This window comes from Methylobacterium mesophilicum (assembly GCF_022179445.1).
In the GTDB taxonomy this organism is placed as follows: Bacteria; Pseudomonadota; Alphaproteobacteria; order Rhizobiales; family Beijerinckiaceae; genus Methylobacterium; species Methylobacterium mesophilicum.
Map to the genome: position 1 here is coordinate 78105 of NZ_BPQU01000002.1, position 15973 is coordinate 94077.

The following is a 15973-nucleotide window of genomic DNA, read 5'->3' on the forward strand; positions in this document are numbered from 1 at the left end:
CCGATGCTGGCCTCGGCCGCACGCCTGCGCCACATAGGTCCGGCGCGTAACGGAGCCGCCCATGACCGCCCGCCTGTTCGAACCGCTCGCCCTCGACGCCCTCACGCTCGACAACCGCATCCTGATCGCGCCGATGTGCCAGTATTCGGCCCGGGACGGCGAGGCCACCGACTGGCACATGATGCATCTCGGCCAGATGGCGATGTCGGGGGCCGGCCTGCTGACCCTGGAGGCCACCGCGGTCTCGCCCGAGGCCCGGATCACCGCCTGGGACCTCGGCCTCTACAACGACGGCTGCGAGCGGGCGCTCGGCCGGGTGCTCGAGGCGGTGCGCGAATACGCCCCGATCCCGATCTGCATCCAGATCGCCCATGCCGGCCGCAAGGCATCGAGCGAGGCGCCCTGGGCCGGCGGCCAGCAGATTCCGCCCGAGCATCCCTATGGCTGGCGCACGGAAGCGCCCTCCGCGGTCCCGCACGGCGAGGTCGAGGTCCCGCCCCACGCCCTCGACGCCGCCGACCTGAAGCGCGTCCGCGACCAGTTCGTGGCCACCGCCAAGCGCGCCGTGCGCCTGGGCATCGAGGCCGTGGAGCTGCACGGCGCCCACGGCTACCTGCTGCACCAGTTCCTGTCGCCGATCGCCAACAAGCGCACCGATGCCTATGGCGGCAGCCTCGAAAACCGGATGCGCTTCCCCCTCGAAGTCTACGACGCCGTGCGCGACGTCGTCCCGGCGGGCAGCCCGGTCTGGCTGCGCGTCTCGGCCACCGACTGGGTCGAGGACGGCTGGGACCTCGACGAGACCGTGGCCCTGGGACAGGCGCTCAAGCGCGCCGGCTCGCCCGCGCTCCACGTCTCGACGGGCGGCGTCTCGCCCAAGCAGGCGATCAAGCTCGGGCCGGGCTACCAGGTGCCCTATGCCGAGCGGATCAAGGCCGAGACCGGGCTGACCACCATCGCGGTCGGCCTCATCACCGAGGCGCAGCAGGCCGAGACGATCCTGGCCGAGGGCAAGGCCGACGCGATCTCGCTGGCCCGGGCCATGCTGTACGACCCCCGCTGGCCCTGGCACTCGGCGGCCGAGCTCGGCGCCAAGGTCCACGCCCCCAAGCAGTACTGGCGCTCGCAGCCGCGGGAATACAAAGATCTATTCAAGGATACGGCGTTCGGCCAGCGGTGAGATTTGCGAGGCCTGCAACGTTTCACAATCCACCGTGTCATTCCGGGCGCCGCAGGCGAGCCCGGAATCCAGAACCGCCGCGCCTTACGAACGGGTCGAAACGCTGCCGCTGACAATGCGGAAGGCATTGCGGCTCTGGATTCCGGGCTCCGCTTCGCGGCCCCGGAATGACAAGGTGGGTTACGCCTACCGCGCCATCGCCCCCACCAGCGGCCCCAGCGGCCGGCTGATGTCCGAGCGGCCGAGATTCGGCGCGTAGAGGCTCGACACCGTGCCGTCGAGGAACAGCGCGTTGCGGCAGCCGAGGTCGTCCCGGAACAGGCGGGCGAAGGCCCCGAAGGTCACCGGGCGCTCGGAGATGGCGAACACAGCCACGCGGCCATCCTCCTGCACCCCGACGCCGTTGCGGATCTTCTGGCTCGGCCCGTCCGCCGAGATCTTGGGGTGGATCTGGCCGTCGATCACCAGCATCGGGCCGGATTGCGTGGCGAAGTCCGGCCGGATCTTCGCCCGGAGGTAGTGGCCGGTGTCGAGCACGCCGGCCTTGTCGCCCTTCACCCAGAACACGCCGTTGGGCTTGAGATGGAAGTTGCCCGGCCCGTCCGCGGTCGAGACGCGCTTCATCTCGCGCCCGTCCTCGACGTAGAGGCCCACCGGCGCCTGCTCCTTGTCGTACATGCCGGCATTCATCGCGAAGCCGAGGCGGCCGCCCTGCTTCTCGGCGAGGGTCCCCAGGGCGCCGTAGGGCCGGCCGTCCTCCTGAAGCCAGAACAGCCGCAGCCGCTGCCGGCGCAGGTCGACGGTGCAGACCGTGAAGCTCTCGCCCTGCGCCTGGACGGCGCGGCACAGATCCGGTGCGGTCGGGGCCGCCACGGCCTCGCGTGCCACGGAGAGCGCCATCGCGAGCGCGATCAACAGAGCGTGAACCGGGCGCGTCGTCATCGGTGGTTCCGTGGGCCCGAAGGCGGGGGGCGAGGGCAGGCGCAGCGCCTTTCGCCTGGGAAAACGGCGATTTTCGTGTCTGGGACCTGACCTTCGCGACTCGGGATGGCGCCGGGCTTGCGCCCCCGGCAGCGGCCGCGCGCCGCGGCCGGCAGCTGAACTGTTTTCAATACTCGAGCGTTTCCAACTCAAGAGGGCGGTGACAATCGACGGAGATACAGGATGAAGGGTGCAGTGCTCGGCTCAGCCCTGCTGGCGGCGGGTGCCCTGGTCGTGATGCCCGCCAGCGCCGACGCGCGCGGCTTCGGCGGAGGCGGCTTCCACGGCGGCGGGTTCCACGGTGGTGGATTCGGCGGCGGGTTCCGGGGCGGCGGGTTCGGCGGCTTCCGCGGCGGCGGCTTCGGCGGGTTCCGGGGTGGCTACGGCGGGTTCCGGGGCGCGGGCTTCCGCGGCGGATACGGCCGGGGCTTCTACGGTCGCGGCTACGGCTATCGCGGCGGCTACGGCTACGGCCTCGGCGGCCTGGGTCTCGGCGTCGGCCTGGGCCTGGCGGCGGGCGGCCTCTATGGGGGCTACGGCGGCTATGGTGGCGGCTACGGCTATCCGGGCTACGGCTACGGCGGCGGCTACGCCCCGGTCGGCTTCGCCGGCGATTACGGCTACGGCGGCGGCTGCTACACGGTCCCGCGGGTGCGCTGGACCCCCTACGGCTACCGCCGGGTTCTGGTCGAGCGCTGCTACTGAGCGACGCCTGAACCGGAACGTCTTGGAAAAGGCCGCCTCCGGGCGGCCTTTTCCTTGCGTGGCACCTCCCCACGGTTGCACAGCTCGGCTATTGGCGCCGATACTGGTACCTGCTGGCGGGAGAGTGTGATGCGGACGGAAGCAGGGCCGGGACATACGGGCGTGGAGGCGGTGGAAATCCGCGATGCCAGCCTGATGGCCTTCTACCGCTCCATGACGTCGACGGAGCGGCACACCTTCTGGGCCTGCGCCGCCGGCTGGTGCCTCGACGGCATGGACTTCATGATCTACCCGCTGGTGATCGGGACGATCATGGCCCTGTGGCACGTGGATTCCGGCACGGCCGGCCTCGCCGCCACGGTGACGCTGCTGGCCTCGGCGCTCGGCGGCTGGCTCGCGGGCTTCATCGCCGACCGGATCGGCCGGGTGCTCACCCTCCAGATCACCATCCTGTGGTTCTCGGTGTTCTCGCTGCTCTGCGCCTTCGTGCAGAACTTCGAGCAGTTGCTCATCGCCCGGGCGATCCTGGGGCTCGGCTTCGGGGGTGAGTGGGCGGCCGGCGCCGTGCTGATCGGCGAGACCATCCGGGCCGAATATCGCGGCCGCGCGGTCGGCTCGGTCCAGTCCGGCTGGGCGATCGGCTGGGGCATGGCGGTGCTGGCCCAGGCCGTGACCTTCTCGCTGCTGCCCCCCGAGGTCGCCTGGCGCTGGATGTTCGCGATCGGCGCGCTGCCGGCCCTGCTGATCTTCTACCTGCGCCGCTACGTCCAGGAGCCGCAGGTCGCCGCCGAGACCCGGGCCCGGGCCATCGCCACCGGCGACCGGCCGAAGATCTGGGAGATCTTCTCCGGGCCGATCCTCAAGACCACCCTGCTCGCCTCGCTGGCGGCGGCGGGCTGCCAGGGCGGCTATTACGCGATCACCACCTGGGTGCCGCGCTTCCTCACCACCGAGCGGGGCCTGTCGGTGGTGTCCTCCACGGGCTACCTCGCGGCGCTGATCATCGGCTCGTTCGCCGGCTATCTCGTGGGCGCCTGGGTGGCGGACCGGCTCGGCCGGCGGCCGCTGTTCTTGATTTTTTCCCTGGGCGCGATCGCCGTGGTGATCGCCTACACGCAGATCCCGCTCTCGAACGGCGTGCTCTGGGTGCTGGGCTTCCCGCTCGGGTTCTTCGCCTCCGGCTACTTCTCCGGGATGGGCGCTTTCCTGACCGAACTCTACCCGACGCGCCTGCGCGGCTCGGGGCAGGGGTTCTGCTACAATTTCGGCCGGGGCGTCGGCGCCCTGTTCCCGGCGCTGGTCGGCTACCTCGCCGAGCGCGCCGGCCTCGCCTCGGCCATCGCGATCTTCGCGGCGATCGCCTACGGGATCTTCTTCCTGGCGGCCTTCGCGCTGCCCGAGACCCGCGGCCGGGTCCTGCACGCGGATACCTGATCATGGCCGAGATCCGAGACTGCCCGGCCACCGATCCGCATCCCGGCGGCCCGACGCGCTACCGGGTGCCGGAGGGCGCGGTCGACACCCATGCCCACGTGATCGGCCTGCCCCCGGCCTATCCCCTGGTGGCCGACCGCAGCTACACGCCCCCGGCCGCCCCGGCGGACCGGTACCTCGCCATGCTCGACGCCACCGGCATGGCCAACGGCGTGCTGGTCCAGGTCAGCGTCCACGGCACCGACAACCGCCTGATGGTGGAGACGCTCCGGGCCAACCGGCAGCGCCTGCGCGGCATCGCGGTGATCCCGCTGGGCCTCCCCGACAGGGAACTCGCCGCCCTGAAGGAGGCCGGGGTCGTGGGCCTGCGCCTCAACGTGCTGTTCGGCGGCGGCATCGGCCTCGATGCGGTGGAGGCCTACGGCGCGCTCGCCCGCGAGATGGGCTGGCACCTCCAGTTCCTGCTCGACGCCCGCGACCTGCCGCCCATCGCCGGGCGCCTATCGCGGCTGCCGGTGCCCCTGGTGTTCGACCATATGGGCCACATGCCGGCCTCGGCCGGGGTGGAGCATCCGGGCTTCCAGGCCCTGCTCGGCCTCGTGCGCGACGGCCACTGGGTGAAGCTGTCGGGCGCCTTCCGGGATTCGGTGGCCGGCCCGCCCTATGCCGACACGATCCCCTTCGCCCGCGCCCTCAACGACGCCGCCCCCGAGCGCTGCCTCTGGGGTTCGGACTGGCCGCACGTCGCCGCCTGGGACGGCCCGCCGCGCCTGTCCGACCTCCTCGACCTGATGGCCGAGTGGGTGCCGGACGCGGAAAGGCGCCGCCGGCTCTTCGTCGACAACCCGCGCCGCCTCTACGGCTTCGGGTAGGGGACCTCAGACCCGCAGGTCGAGGCGCTGGCCCTGGCCGGGAGGCGCCGGCGGCCCGGCTGCGGCGCCGCCCTGGGCGGTCTCCGCCACCAGGCCGGCCACCGCCTTCTCGGCGGCGATCTGCTGGCGCGCCACCGCGGTGCCGATCGCCTGGTTCTGGGACGTCGCCAGCATCTGGCTGGCCGTGGCGGCGAGGGTGCTCATGCGACCGTTCTAGGGCGAGCCCGTGAATCCGGCGTTAGTCGAGTCCGCCGCCTTTGAGTGGAAACCCGTGAAGACCGGGTTTCCAAAGGGCTCAGCCCTTTGGCGGGGTTCGGGGGTGGAGCCCCCGAGCCTCCAGGGCTCAAAAACTCGGCGGCGTGCAGGCGCTGACCACCTCGCACGGGTTGGGCCCGACGCAGCGGAACCGGTGCGGGCGGCGGCTGTCGAAGCTGTAGGCGTCGCCGGGGCCGAGGATGCGCCGCTCCTCGCCGACCGTGACCTCCAGGCGCCCGGACAGCACGATGCCGCCCTCCTCGCCCTCGTGGGAGAGCGGCACGCGGCCGGTATCGGCCCCGGGCTCGTAGCGCTCCTTCAGGAGTTGGAGCTTGCGCCCGAACAGGCTGTCGCCGACCTGCAGGAACGAGATCGCCCCCTTGGTCGCCCTGCGGCCGATCTCGGTCAGCTCGTTCGCGGCGAAGAACGCCTTGCGCTCCGGCTCCGGCTCGAGCGCGAAGAACTCGGCCATGCCGATCGGCACCCCGTCGAGGATGCGCTTGAGGGCGCCCACCGAGGGGTTCACCCGGTTCGCCTCGATCAGCGAGATCGCCGAGTTCGTCACCCCGGCGCGCTTGGCCAGCGCCCGCTGCGACAGACCGTGGCGGGCCCGCACGAAGCGCAGGCGCGCGCCGACATCGATGCTCATCCGTCCCGGCCCCGTTTCAGGTGTTGAGGATCCTGCAACGGTGCCGTCCGCGGCCCCGATTCTGCAAGGGCTTGGCGGCGATCAGAAAAGGACTTGTTGCCCGATCCGCCAGGGTGTCCCCTGGATCGGACGTCGCCCCGGAGAGCCGACCCATGACCGACCATCCCCTGCGCAACACGCCGTCGCTCGACGCCTTCTGGATGCCGTTCACCGCCAACCGCCAGTTCAAGGCGGCACCGCGCATGCTCGTGGCCGCGCAGGGCATGCACTACACGGCCGACGACGGCCGCACGGTGCTGGACGGCACCGCCGGGCTCTGGTGCGTCAATGCCGGGCACGGGCGCCGGGGGATCGCAGCGGCGGTGGAGCGCCAGCTCGCCACGCTCGATTTCGCCCCGACCTTCCAGATGGGCCACCCGATCGCCTTCGAGTTCGCCGAGCGGCTCGCCGAGATCGCCCCGGGCGGCCCGGACAACCGCCTCGACCGGGTGTTCTTCACCAATTCCGGTTCCGAATCGGTCGACACCGCCCTCAAGATCGCGCTCGCCTACCAGCGGGCGATCGGGCAGGGCACCCGCACCCGGCTGATCGGCCGCGAGCGCGGCTATCACGGCGTCGGCTTCGGCGGCCTGTCGGTGGGCGGCATCGTCTCGAACCGCCGGGTCTTCCCGCAGCTCAACGGCACCGACCACCTGCGCCACACCCACGATCCCGCCCGCAACGCCTTCGTGAAAGGCCAGCCCGAGCACGGGGCGGAGCTGGCCGACGACCTGGAGCGGCTGGTGGCGCTCCACGGGGCCGAGACCATCGCGGCCTGCATCGTCGAGCCGGTGGCGGGCTCCACCGGCGTGCTGATCCCGCCGAAGGGCTACCTCGAGCGCCTGCGCGCGCTCTGCACCAAGCACGGCATCCTGCTGATCTTCGACGAGGTCATCTCCGGCTTCGGCCGCCTCGGCGCGCCCTTCGCCACGGACTATTTCGGCGTGGTGCCGGACCTCGTCACCAGCGCCAAGGGCCTGACCAACGGCACGGTGCCGATGGGCGCGGTGTTCGCCAGCCGCCCGGTGCACGACGCGCTGATGAACGGCCCCGACGGGATCGAGCTGTTCCACGGCTACACCTATTCGGGCCACCCGGTGGCCTGCGCGGCCGGCCTCGCCACGCTGGACATCTACCGGGAGGAGGGGCTGCTCACCCGCGCCGCCGACCTGGCGGACGACTGGGCGGCGGCGATGCACGACCTGCGCGGGCGCAAGAACGTCATCGACATCCGCACCATCGGGCTGATCGCCGGCATCGAGCTGGCCCCCCGGCCCGACGCCCCCGGCAAGCGCGCCTACGACCTGTTCGTGGATTGCTTCGCGCGCGGGCTGCTCACCCGGGTCACCGGCGACATCATCGCCCTGTCGCCGCCGCTGATCCTGGAGCGCGGCCAGATCGGCGAGATCGTCGAGGTGCTGGGCGCGGCGATCGACCGGGTGGCGTGAGGGGCGGGGGGCGGCGGACGCGCCTCCCGACACCGATCGATGATGATGCTCTGGCGGCACGATAAACCGCTTTGTCATTCCGGGGCGCCGAAGGCGAACCCGGAATCCAGATCCGCCGACGATGAAAGTGTTTGCGCTGTCGGCGGTTATGGATCCCGGGTTCCGCTTCGCGGCCCCGGGCTGACAAGGAGGATGTTCGAACGGCGGTGCAATGCCCGCATCCTTCAAAGAAGAAATAGCTCTCTGCGCCCGAGTCCTCCACGAGCACGATCGGTCCCATCCTGAAAGCGGCCAGCGACGAGAACGCCTGTCTACCAAGCGCCTCCGCCAATACCCGCGGCGCGGGGGAGGGCGGCGCCGTGCGGCCTTGAAGCCTGTGGGGGGCGGCCGCATGTGCCGCTCAACCGGGATGTGAGCCGGGTCGAGAGGATGTGCATGTCGAACACCGCCCTGATCGTCGGCGCCAGCGGGATCGTCGGGAGCGCCACCGGGGCGCTGCTCGCCGGGGAGGGCTGGCGGGTGGCGGGGCTCGCCCGCAAGCCGGTGGATCTGGCCGGGGTCGAGCCGGTGGTGGCCGACCTGCAGGACCCGGACTCCCTCGACAGGGCGCTCGCCGGCCTCGCGCCGAGCCACGTGTTCCTGGCGACCTGGCAGCGGCGCCCGACCGAGGCCGAGATGATCCGGGTCAACCGGGCGATGATCGAGAACCTGCTCGACGCCCTGCGGCCGCAGAGGAGCGTCCGCCACGTCGCCCTGGTGACCGGTCTGAAGCACTATCTCGGCCCGTTCGAAGCCTACGGCAAAGGCACCCTGCCGCAGACGCCGTTCCGCGAGGACCAGGGCCGGCTCGACATCGAGAATTTTTACTATGCCCAGGAGGACGCGGTGTTCGATGCCAGCGCCCGGGACGGCTTCACCTGGAGCGTGCACCGCCCGCATACGATCATCGGCAAGGCGGTGGGCAACGCCATGAACATGGGCACGACGCTGGCCTGCTACGCCACCCTGTGCCGCGAGTTGAAGCGCCCGTTCACCTTCCCGGGCTCGGCCGCCCAGTGGAACGGGCTCACCGACATGACCGACGCCAGGCTGCTCGCCCGCCAGCTGCTCTGGGCCTCCACCGAGCCCAAGGCCGCCAACGAGGCGTTCAACGTGGTCGACGGCGACGTCTTCCGCTGGAGCTGGATGTGGGGCCGGATCGCCGACTGGTTCGGGATCGAGGCGGTGCCGTTCGACGGCACGGTCCGGCCGCTGGAGGACAGGATGGCGCAGGACGGGCCGGCCTGGGCCGAGATCGCCAAACGCCATGACCTAGCCGAGCCGGACCTCGAAAAACTGGCCTCGCCCTGGCACACCGATGCCGATCTCGGCCGGCCGATCGAGGTCGTCACCGACATGAGCAAGAGCCGGCGGCTGGGTTTTACGGCGTATCAGCCCACCGACGACGCGTTCTACGACCTGTTCACCCGGCTCCGGGCGGATCGGCTGATTCCCTAAGGGGATATAGTGGGCTCATCCATCGCTGGATGGGGCGTGGGTCCCCTCTCCCGTTCGGGAGAGGGACAGGGTGAGGGGTGCGACCTGCCCGGAAAAACCTGGTCCCTCACCCCAACCCTCTCCCGCACGGGAGGGGGGGCACGTTGCGACCGACATAAGTCGTCGCGCGACGATCGGAACTCGGTCGGAAAGAGGGCTCTGTCCTTCCTCCCAAAATCAACCCGACCCATCAGCCCGCCCGCCGTTCCGTCCCGCACCACTCGGCCACGAACAACGCCATCGCGGTGGTGCAGCGCTGCACCGAGGCGAGGCTCACGCGCTCGTCGAAGCCGTGGACGTTCTGGGCGATGGGCCCGTAACACAGGGCCGGCACCCGGTCGTAGAGGGCGTAGACCCGCGTATCCAGGTAGCTCGGCGACATGAAGCTCTGCAGCTTCGCGCCCATCGCCCGCTCGTGCGCCCGGCCGAGCACGGCCTCCGCCTCGGAGCCCTCCTCCAGCACGTAGCCCTCGGCGTAAAAGCCGTTGAAGGCCACGCGCGGTGGATTGTTGCCCAGGAACGGGTCTGTGCGGGCGAAGTCCGAGACCGCGGCCTCGATCTCGGCGGCGGCCCGGGCCGCCGGGACGCCCGGATAGAGCGCGACGCGGCAGTCGATCCGGCACCAGGCCGGCACCGAGGAGGCCCAGTCGCCGCCCTCGATCTTGCCGATATTGAGGTTGATCGGGTGGTCCTCGGCTTCGAAGTGGCGGTGCGCATCCTTCTCGGCGTTCCAGCGCGCCTCGAGCTCCCGCAAGGCGGCGACGACCCGATAGGTCGCGTCGATGGCGTTGGCGCCGGCGCCCATCTCGCGCACGTGGACGGGCACGCCCCGGACCTCGACGGTGAACCACAGCACGCCGGTGTTGGCGCGCACCAGCTTTTCGTCCTCGGGCTCCGGGATCAGCACGGCGTCGGCCCGGTAGCCCCGCAGATGGGTCGCGAGCGCGCCGTTGCCGGTGGATTCCTCCTCGACCACCGACTGGATCGTCACCGCGGCGGCGGGCTGGAGGCCGAGGCGGGCCAGCGCGTCGAGGGCGAACAGGTTGGCGGCGTGCCCGGCCTTCATGTCGCCGCCGCCGCGGCCGTAGAGCCAGTCGCCCTCGATCACCGGATCGAAGGGCGGATGGGTCCACAGGTCGAGGGGCCCGACCGGTACCACGTCGACATGGGCCTGCAGGATCAGCGAGCGCCCGGTCTCGGTCTGCGGGCGGTGGTGGCAGACCACGATCGGGGCGTCCGAGTGGCGCGCGTCGATCTTCGAGCCGCCCGGATGGGCCGCGATGGCGGCGCGGTCCATGGCGAAGCGCTCGGTGGCGTAGCCCCGAGCCCGGAACGCCCCGAACACGTAATCCTGGCAGGCATGCTCCGCGCCCCGCAGCGAGGCGAACCGGACCAGCGCCTGCGTGTGCGCGACCTGGTCGGCGAAGCCTTCGGCCACGGAGGCTTCGATCTCGGCGGCGAGGGCGGGGTCGAGGGCCATGAGATCTCCGGATCTAGGATGGATAGGTGGCGCCCGGCGGCGGGTTTGTGTCAACGGGCGCAACTTCCGTGGGGGGCATCTTCCGTGCCGAAGCCGGGCCGCCCCGTCCTGGGAAGGGGCCGAGGGCCAAGCCAAGTTCCGCGTGCGCGCTGCAAGGGATTGGTTCGCGCCCCCCGCGATGACGGCGAAGGCGGCCGGATCGCCCCGAAAAGCCACAGCCCCGAAAAACCCCTGCCGGATGCGGCGCGCGACGGCATCGCCGCTACCCGGAGGCGGGCAGGACTCAGCTGTGGCAGCGCCTGCGCAGTCGAACCCCGGGGCGGCGGGATTCCGCCCAGGAACCTTGGCGTTGCCAAGGGCTTAGCCTATCTCGAAGCGGTCTTTTCCCCCTCCATCGAGGTCGTTCATGCGTATCGGTCTGGTCTCGGTCCTGTCCGGCTTGCTCCTGTGGGGCACGGCGTCCCCGGCGGCCCGGGCGGATGTGCTCATCACCGTCGACAAATCCGCCCAGCGCATGGAGGTCTCGGTCGATGGGCAGCCGCGCTACACCTGGCCGGTCTCCACCGGGGTCGAGGCCTACGACACGCCCTCCGGCTCCTACCGGCCGTTCCGGATGGAGCGCAGCCACTTCTCGAAGGAGTGGGACGATGCGCCCATGCCGTTCGCGATGTTCTTCACGAACCAGGGCCACGCGATCCACGGCACCAACCACGTCCGCAGCCTCGGCCGCGCGGCCTCGCATGGATGCGTGCGCCTGTCGGTGCGCAACGCCGCGACCCTGTTCAACCTCGTGAAGGCCCAGGGGGCGGGCCGGACCCGCGTCCAGATCGAGGGCGCCGACGCCCTGGTGGCCGAGCGCGGCACGCGCACCCGCCGGGTCGCCCGGAGCCGCGATCCCTATGCACCGGACGACACCCTGGCCGATCTGGACCAGATGGGCCGCCGCACGCTCCCGGCCTCGTACGCCCGAACCGCCGTGCGCCCGGCCTACGCGCCGGTGCCGGGCTATGGGTATCCGGTCGAGGTGGATGTGGGGGAGGGGTGGTAGGATAGGGGCTTCGACGGGCGGGCCCTCTCCGCCCGCCGCGTCGTCTGGGCGCGGAAACCGCCCTCCGTCAGGCCCGCCCATTGCCCCGGCGGGTCTCGCGGCTTAGCTCCTGCGCGGCCCCAGAGCCTGCGCGGCGCCCGCCGCGATCGATATGGATGGAGACCCCCCGATGCCCTTCGCTTTCAGCCGGCCCCTGCCGCTCGCCGCCTTGGCGCTGGCCGCTTCCACCGTCGCGGGCCATGCCCTGGAGGTGACGCGCTCGGCCGACATCGCCGCGCCGCCGGCCAAGGTCTGGCAGACGATCGGCGAGTTCTGCGGCATCGGCGACTGGCACCCCGCCATCGAGAAGTGCGTCCTGTCCGACAAGGACGGCCTGAAGGTCCGCACGCTGAGTCTGAAGGGCGGCGGCACCCTCAAGGAGGAGCAGGTCTCCCGCGACGACAAGGTGATGAGCTACACCTACACGATCCTGGAGGGCCCGCTGCCGGTGGCCGACTACAAGTCGACGCTGGCCGTGGCCCCCGAGGGCACGGGCTCCAAGGTGACCTGGAGCGGCACCTTCAACGCCAAGGGCGCCCCCGACACGGTGGCGGTCGACGCCATCCAGGGCATCTACGAATCCGGCCTGAAGGCGCTGTCTGACAAGGCCAAGTAGGACGCTCAATCGCCCGCGCCGGTGCAGGGCTCGACGCGCCCCCTCTCCCGTGCGGGAGAGGGTTGGGGTGAGGGATGCGCCCTTTCCGGAAGACCCGGACCCCTCACCCTGTCCCTCTCCCGCACGGGAGAGGGGACCCGCGCCCTCCGGGGAGAGGGCGGGCGCGTCTCAGGTCTCGACCGGGCCCCTCATCGGGCCACAGATGATTCTGAACGCAATCTGTGATCATCGCAGCGCGCAGGCATGCCGCCGGGGCGATTGACCCACTGCCAAGCTCGGCCCAAAACCCGGGCGGCGCAGCCCGTGCGCCGCAACAGGATGATCGCCGTGCCCGCGTCACGTCTTCCGATGCGCCTCAGCCTCGTGGTTCTCGCCGCCGCCACGCTGGGCGCCTGCCAGCAGCGCGCCGCCGCGCCCAAGGTCTCCGAGCCCTCGCCCATCGTTCCGGCGCCGTTGTCCCTGCCCACCGGCAGCGGCTGCGGTCCCGAGATCGCGCGCACCAAGGCCATCGTGGACAGCGACGTGGCCACCGGCAACCTCAACAAGCCGGTGGGTGACACCTTCAACGCCGACCTCAGCCAGGCCGCCGCGGCCTGCGCCGCCGGCAAGTCCGGCGAGGCGCTCCACCTGCTGGCCGCCGCCAAGAGCCGGTACGGGTATCGCTGAAACTTAGCAGGGCTCCACCCTGCACCCGCACACGATCCCGGACCTTGTGGATCCGGGACTTAGACGATGAACAGCAGGTTCAAGCCCGCACGGCGGAATCCGTCCTCGGCGATCTTCAGGTCGAGGCCGTAGGACGCGATGTCGTCCGCCACCGGGTCGAGGGTCGGCGCCCGGTGCTGGTGCAGGTGCTTGATGTAGCTGTGGCAGGTCGTGCAGGTCTCGACCTGGACGTCCTTCGACACCTCGTCGAGCCCGTAATAGCTGATGCCCTCGCCGGAGCCGCAGGCGGTGCAGCGGATCCGGACGTGGTTCCACAGGGTGCCGCAGACCGAGCAGCTCAGGTAGCGGGCCTTGTCGGCCGGGGTCCAGCCGACCACCACGCTCGCCACCGGCGCGCCGCCGCAGCACGGGCAGACGCCGTCGGCCACGGGTTTCAGGGCCGACGCGTCGAGGCGCGCCGCATCCTGCGCGAACCGGACCTGCAGGGCCGCCGCAACGAACACGCATTCGGCGATCCGCTCCACCGGCAGCGCGCCTTCCACCACTTGCACGGCGAGATCCAGCCGGTCCGCCGGGGAGGCCGCGAGCAGGCTCGCGCGGGCGGCCTGGGACGCCTCCGGGGATACCGACAGGTCGAGCTGGTCCAGCAGGGCGGTGAGGCAGCCGTCGAAGCCGGCATCGGCCTCGAGCCGCTGGCGCGACAGGGGCGGCATGCCGTGCTCGGCCCGCAGGGCCGTGTCGGCCGCGGCCGGGGCCTCGGCGGGCGGGAACGCCGCCTGCACGGACGCCTGCGCCCGGGCCACCTCGGCGACGAACCGGAGATAGGCCTCCATCGGATGTCCCGGTGCCGCCGCAATCAGGCGCGCGGCCCGGTCGGCGAACAGCGTCCCGGGATCGGGCAGCCGCACGAACGGGACCGAGCCCGAGATCCCGATCTTGTCGGGATCGGGCTTCAGCTCACTGAAATCCCGCCGTCGGGGTTTCGGCTCGGACCCGGCGGGCTTCGTCTCGGCCGGAGCCGCGGGCTTGCGCCTGAAGAAGTTGGCCACGCCTCAGGATCCGCGCTTGTCCACCGAGCCCCGGCGCACCTTGGAGCCGGCGATCTGCCGGAACCACTTGCGGTGATGCCGGTAGGCCCAGCCGCCCGTCACCGTGCCGCGCACCATCGCCCGGCCGGTGCCGCGCACCCAGATGCCGGCGTAGATATGGACCACGATGATCGCGATGGCGATCACGGCCGCGAGCGAGTGGGCGAGCAGCGCCCAGCGCTGGGTCTCGATGGTGGTCAACCCGCCGAAGTAGGTGTTCCAGATCATCAGGCCGGTGACGAACATCACGCCGATCAGCGCGGTCTGGCCCCAGAACACGCCCTTCTGGCCGGCATTGTACTTGCCGAGCTCGGGCAGGCGGTCCTCCCGGTTGGTGACCACGTCGCCGATCTTCATCGACCACGCGACATCGTCCTTGTTGGGGATGTTGAGCTTCCAGAAGCGCACGAACAGGAAGAAGAAGCTCACCGCCAGGGCGACGCCGAACCACGGATGGATCGCGCGCGTCGCCTGCCCGCCGCCGAACAGGCCGGTCAGCGAGAACAGGTAAGGCGTGAACATCGCCAGCCCCGAGAGGGCCAGCAGCGTGAACAGGATCGCGGTGATCCAGTGGTTCACGCGCTGAACCCCGGTGTAGCGGGGGACGTACATCACCTCCGGCGCCTCGGACTTGGCGTGATGCAGCGGGCGGGAATCCCCGTCCCGGATATCGTTCTGGCTCGTCATCGGCCTTCTCGCGCCTGACGTGGCGCCGGCCCCGCGCCGCAGCGGCGGCGAGGGCTGGCTTTGAATTCGGTATCGCTTGGCCGGCACGCCGGCCTAGCGAATGCACATAGGGCCGGATGAGACGCGGGTCCCCTCTCCCGTGCGGGAGAGGTCTGCTCTCGCAGAGAGCCGGGTGAGGGATGCGACCTCTCCGGAAGACCCTGGTCCCTCACCCCAACCCTCTCCCGCACGCGAGAAGGGGCGCGTCACGACCTTCACAAGCGGCGGGTCACCCTCGTAACCCGCCGACACGCTCCTATCAGTGCGGCCGCGCCTCGCCGCCGCCGGTCTCGCCGCGGCGCTTGGCCTCGTCGTACTCGACCGCCTCTTCCTCTTCTTCCGGCACGACCTCGTTCGGGCCGGCCGTCACGTAGTGGAAGAAGCCCGCGACCGCGGCAAAGCCCATGGCGGCAAGCCCGAACACCTTGGCGCCGCCCTTCCAGAAGGCCACCAGCGGCGAGATCTTCGGGTCGTTCGGCAGGCCGGCATAGAGGCTCGGCTGGTCGGCGTGGTGCAGCACGTACATGACGTGCGTCCCGCCGACGCCGGCCGGGTCGTAGAGGCCGGCATGCTCGAAGCCGCGCGACTTCAGGTCCTCGACCCGGGTCTCGGCCTGCTCGATCATCGCCTGCTTGGTGCCGAACATGATCGAGCCGGTCGGGCACGCCTTGGCGCAGGCCGGAGCCTGACCCACCGCGACCCGGTCCGAGCACAGGGTGCACTTGTACGCCTTGTGGTCGGTCTGGCTGATGCGCGGGATGTTGAACGGGCACCCCTTCACGCAATAGCCGCAGCCGATGCAGTTCTCCTCGATGAAGTCGACGATGCCGTTGGAATACTGCACGATCGCCCCGGGGGACGGGCAGGCCTTGAGACAGCCCGGCTCGGTGCAGTGCATGCAGCCGTCCTTGCGGATCAGCCATTCGAGGTTCTGGGTCTCCGGGTTCTCGTACTCCGTGAACCGCATCAGGGTCCACGACTTCGGCGTGAGGTCGTGGGGGTTGTCATAGACACCGCGGTTGATCCCGATGTCGTCGCGCAGGTCGTTCCACTCCTCGCAGGCCGACTGGCAGGCCTTGCAGCCGATGCATTTCGACACGTCGATGAGCTTGGCGACCTCCACCTGGCGGCGGATCTCCGGCGGCGTCTCCGTGGAGGCGGAGCGCTGACGGATATCGAGGGAGCTGTAATCGGCCATGCTGTCAGCTCCC

16 protein-coding genes are annotated in these 15973 nt (G+C 70.8%); 9 read left to right on the forward strand and 7 right to left on the reverse strand.

Annotation, left to right across the window (positions count from 1 at the left end):
- The first annotated feature begins 61 nt into the window (after positions 1-61).
- The gene (locus MFF40_RS02940; protein ID WP_147897418.1) at positions 62-1180 is read left to right on the forward strand and encodes an NADH:flavin oxidoreductase/NADH oxidase; all 1119 of its coding nucleotides are present in this window, start codon (positions 62-64) and stop codon (positions 1178-1180) included.
- Between the two features lie 186 nt (positions 1181-1366).
- Here the strand turns inward: MFF40_RS02940 and MFF40_RS02945 are convergent, their stop codons facing one another.
- A complete protein-coding gene (locus MFF40_RS02945) occupies positions 1367-2080 on the reverse strand; it encodes a phosphodiester glycosidase family protein (RefSeq protein ID WP_238259776.1) in 714 nt (237 codons plus the stop codon).
- Between the two features lie 264 nt (positions 2081-2344).
- Between MFF40_RS02945 and MFF40_RS02950 the strand changes: the two genes are divergently transcribed.
- The 3 genes from MFF40_RS02950 to MFF40_RS02960 all read left to right on the forward strand — a co-directional run bounded on the left by MFF40_RS02950 (position 2345) and on the right by MFF40_RS02960 (position 5172).
- Positions 2345-2866 carry a hypothetical protein gene (locus MFF40_RS02950; protein ID WP_147897420.1) on the forward strand — a complete coding sequence of 174 codons (522 nt, stop codon included), beginning with the start codon at positions 2345-2347 and terminating at the stop codon, positions 2864-2866.
- Positions 2867-2995: 129 nt separating this feature from the next.
- The gene (locus tag MFF40_RS02955) at positions 2996-4300 is read left to right on the forward strand and encodes an MFS transporter (RefSeq protein WP_147897421.1); all 1305 of its coding nucleotides are present in this window, start codon (positions 2996-2998) and stop codon (positions 4298-4300) included.
- Between the two features lie 2 nt (positions 4301-4302).
- Positions 4303-5172: an amidohydrolase family protein gene (locus MFF40_RS02960; protein ID WP_147897422.1), complete on the forward strand. Its 870-nt coding sequence runs from the start codon at positions 4303-4305 to the stop codon at positions 5170-5172.
- Positions 5173-5178: 6 nt separating this feature from the next.
- On the opposite strand, the gene MFF40_RS02965 is transcribed toward MFF40_RS02960, so the two are convergent.
- Positions 5179-5376: a hypothetical protein gene (locus MFF40_RS02965; protein WP_147897423.1), complete on the reverse strand. Its 198-nt coding sequence runs from the start codon at positions 5374-5376 to the stop codon at positions 5179-5181.
- A 139-nt stretch (positions 5377-5515) separates the two neighbouring features.
- On the reverse strand, positions 5516-6076 hold the full coding sequence (locus tag MFF40_RS02970; protein WP_147855045.1) for a cupin domain-containing protein: 561 nt from the start codon (positions 6074-6076) through the stop codon (positions 5516-5518).
- 152 nt (positions 6077-6228) lie between these two features.
- Here MFF40_RS02970 and aptA point away from each other — a divergent pair, with 152 nt between their 5' ends.
- Complete coding sequence (aptA, locus tag MFF40_RS02975) at positions 6229-7563, forward strand: omega-aminotransferase AptA (RefSeq protein ID WP_147897424.1); 1335 nt, start codon at positions 6229-6231, stop codon at positions 7561-7563.
- Between the two features lie 435 nt (positions 7564-7998).
- The gene (locus MFF40_RS02980) at positions 7999-9060 is read left to right on the forward strand and encodes an SDR family oxidoreductase (RefSeq protein WP_147897425.1); all 1062 of its coding nucleotides are present in this window, start codon (positions 7999-8001) and stop codon (positions 9058-9060) included.
- 229 nt (positions 9061-9289) lie between these two features.
- Here MFF40_RS02980 and MFF40_RS02985 read toward each other — a convergent pair whose 3' ends face one another.
- Positions 9290-10579 carry an ArgE/DapE family deacylase gene (locus MFF40_RS02985; protein ID WP_147897426.1) on the reverse strand — a complete coding sequence of 430 codons (1290 nt, stop codon included), beginning with the start codon at positions 10577-10579 and terminating at the stop codon, positions 9290-9292.
- Positions 10580-10985: 406 nt separating this feature from the next.
- Between MFF40_RS02985 and MFF40_RS02990 the strand changes: the two genes are divergently transcribed.
- The 3 genes from MFF40_RS02990 (at position 10986) to MFF40_RS03000 (ending at position 12948) form a co-directional block, all read left to right on the forward strand.
- Positions 10986-11627 (forward strand): L,D-transpeptidase, encoded by a 642-nt coding sequence (locus tag MFF40_RS02990; RefSeq protein ID WP_238259629.1) that lies wholly within the window; start codon positions 10986-10988, stop codon positions 11625-11627.
- 169 nt (positions 11628-11796) lie between these two features.
- Positions 11797-12282, forward strand: a complete 486-nt coding sequence (locus MFF40_RS02995) for an SRPBCC family protein (RefSeq protein ID WP_147857467.1) — start codon at positions 11797-11799, stop codon at positions 12280-12282.
- A gap of 318 nt (positions 12283-12600) precedes the next feature.
- Positions 12601-12948, forward strand: coding sequence for a hypothetical protein (locus MFF40_RS03000; protein ID WP_147857468.1), 348 nt, complete (start codon positions 12601-12603; stop codon positions 12946-12948).
- 59 nt (positions 12949-13007) lie between these two features.
- Here the strand turns inward: MFF40_RS03000 and fdhE are convergent, their stop codons facing one another.
- From fdhE to fdxH, 3 genes are all read right to left on the reverse strand, one after another.
- The gene (gene fdhE / locus MFF40_RS03005; RefSeq protein ID WP_147897427.1) at positions 13008-13997 is read right to left on the reverse strand and encodes a formate dehydrogenase accessory protein FdhE; all 990 of its coding nucleotides are present in this window, start codon (positions 13995-13997) and stop codon (positions 13008-13010) included.
- A 3-nt stretch (positions 13998-14000) separates the two neighbouring features.
- A complete protein-coding gene (locus MFF40_RS03010; RefSeq protein ID WP_147897428.1) occupies positions 14001-14723 on the reverse strand; it encodes a formate dehydrogenase subunit gamma in 723 nt (240 codons plus the stop codon).
- A gap of 298 nt (positions 14724-15021) precedes the next feature.
- Positions 15022-15960: a formate dehydrogenase subunit beta gene (gene fdxH / locus MFF40_RS03015; protein ID WP_147897429.1), complete on the reverse strand. Its 939-nt coding sequence runs from the start codon at positions 15958-15960 to the stop codon at positions 15022-15024.
- Positions 15961-15973 lie beyond the last annotated feature (13 nt).

Excerpts from the sequence above, each read along its gene's own strand:
- MFF40_RS03000 (WP_147857468.1), top strand. The coding sequence starts at position 12,601 with ATGATCGCCGTGCCCGCGTCACGTCTTCCGATGCGCCTCAGCCTCGTG.
- MFF40_RS02995 (WP_147857467.1), top strand. The coding sequence starts at position 11,797 with ATGCCCTTCGCTTTCAGCCGGCCCCTGCCGCTCGCCGCCTTGGCGCTG.
- MFF40_RS02945 (WP_238259776.1), bottom strand. The coding sequence starts at position 2,080 with ATGGCGCTCTCCGTGGCACGCGAGGCCGTGGCGGCCCCGACCGCACCG.
- fdxH (WP_147897429.1), bottom strand. The coding sequence starts at position 15,960 with ATGGCCGATTACAGCTCCCTCGATATCCGTCAGCGCTCCGCCTCCACG.
- MFF40_RS02960 (WP_147897422.1), top strand. The coding sequence starts at position 4,303 with ATGGCCGAGATCCGAGACTGCCCGGCCACCGATCCGCATCCCGGCGGC.
- MFF40_RS02950 (WP_147897420.1), top strand. The coding sequence starts at position 2,345 with ATGAAGGGTGCAGTGCTCGGCTCAGCCCTGCTGGCGGCGGGTGCCCTG.
- MFF40_RS02965 (WP_147897423.1), bottom strand. The coding sequence starts at position 5,376 with ATGAGCACCCTCGCCGCCACGGCCAGCCAGATGCTGGCGACGTCCCAG.
- MFF40_RS03010 (WP_147897428.1), bottom strand. The coding sequence starts at position 14,723 with ATGACGAGCCAGAACGATATCCGGGACGGGGATTCCCGCCCGCTGCAT.
- MFF40_RS02990 (WP_238259629.1), top strand. The coding sequence starts at position 10,986 with ATGCGTATCGGTCTGGTCTCGGTCCTGTCCGGCTTGCTCCTGTGGGGC.
- aptA (WP_147897424.1), top strand. The coding sequence starts at position 6,229 with ATGACCGACCATCCCCTGCGCAACACGCCGTCGCTCGACGCCTTCTGG.
- MFF40_RS02955 (WP_147897421.1), top strand. The coding sequence starts at position 2,996 with ATGCGGACGGAAGCAGGGCCGGGACATACGGGCGTGGAGGCGGTGGAA.
- MFF40_RS02980 (WP_147897425.1), top strand. The coding sequence starts at position 7,999 with ATGTCGAACACCGCCCTGATCGTCGGCGCCAGCGGGATCGTCGGGAGC.
- MFF40_RS02970 (WP_147855045.1), bottom strand. The coding sequence starts at position 6,076 with ATGAGCATCGATGTCGGCGCGCGCCTGCGCTTCGTGCGGGCCCGCCAC.
- MFF40_RS02985 (WP_147897426.1), bottom strand. The coding sequence starts at position 10,579 with ATGGCCCTCGACCCCGCCCTCGCCGCCGAGATCGAAGCCTCCGTGGCC.
- MFF40_RS02940 (WP_147897418.1), top strand. The coding sequence starts at position 62 with ATGACCGCCCGCCTGTTCGAACCGCTCGCCCTCGACGCCCTCACGCTC.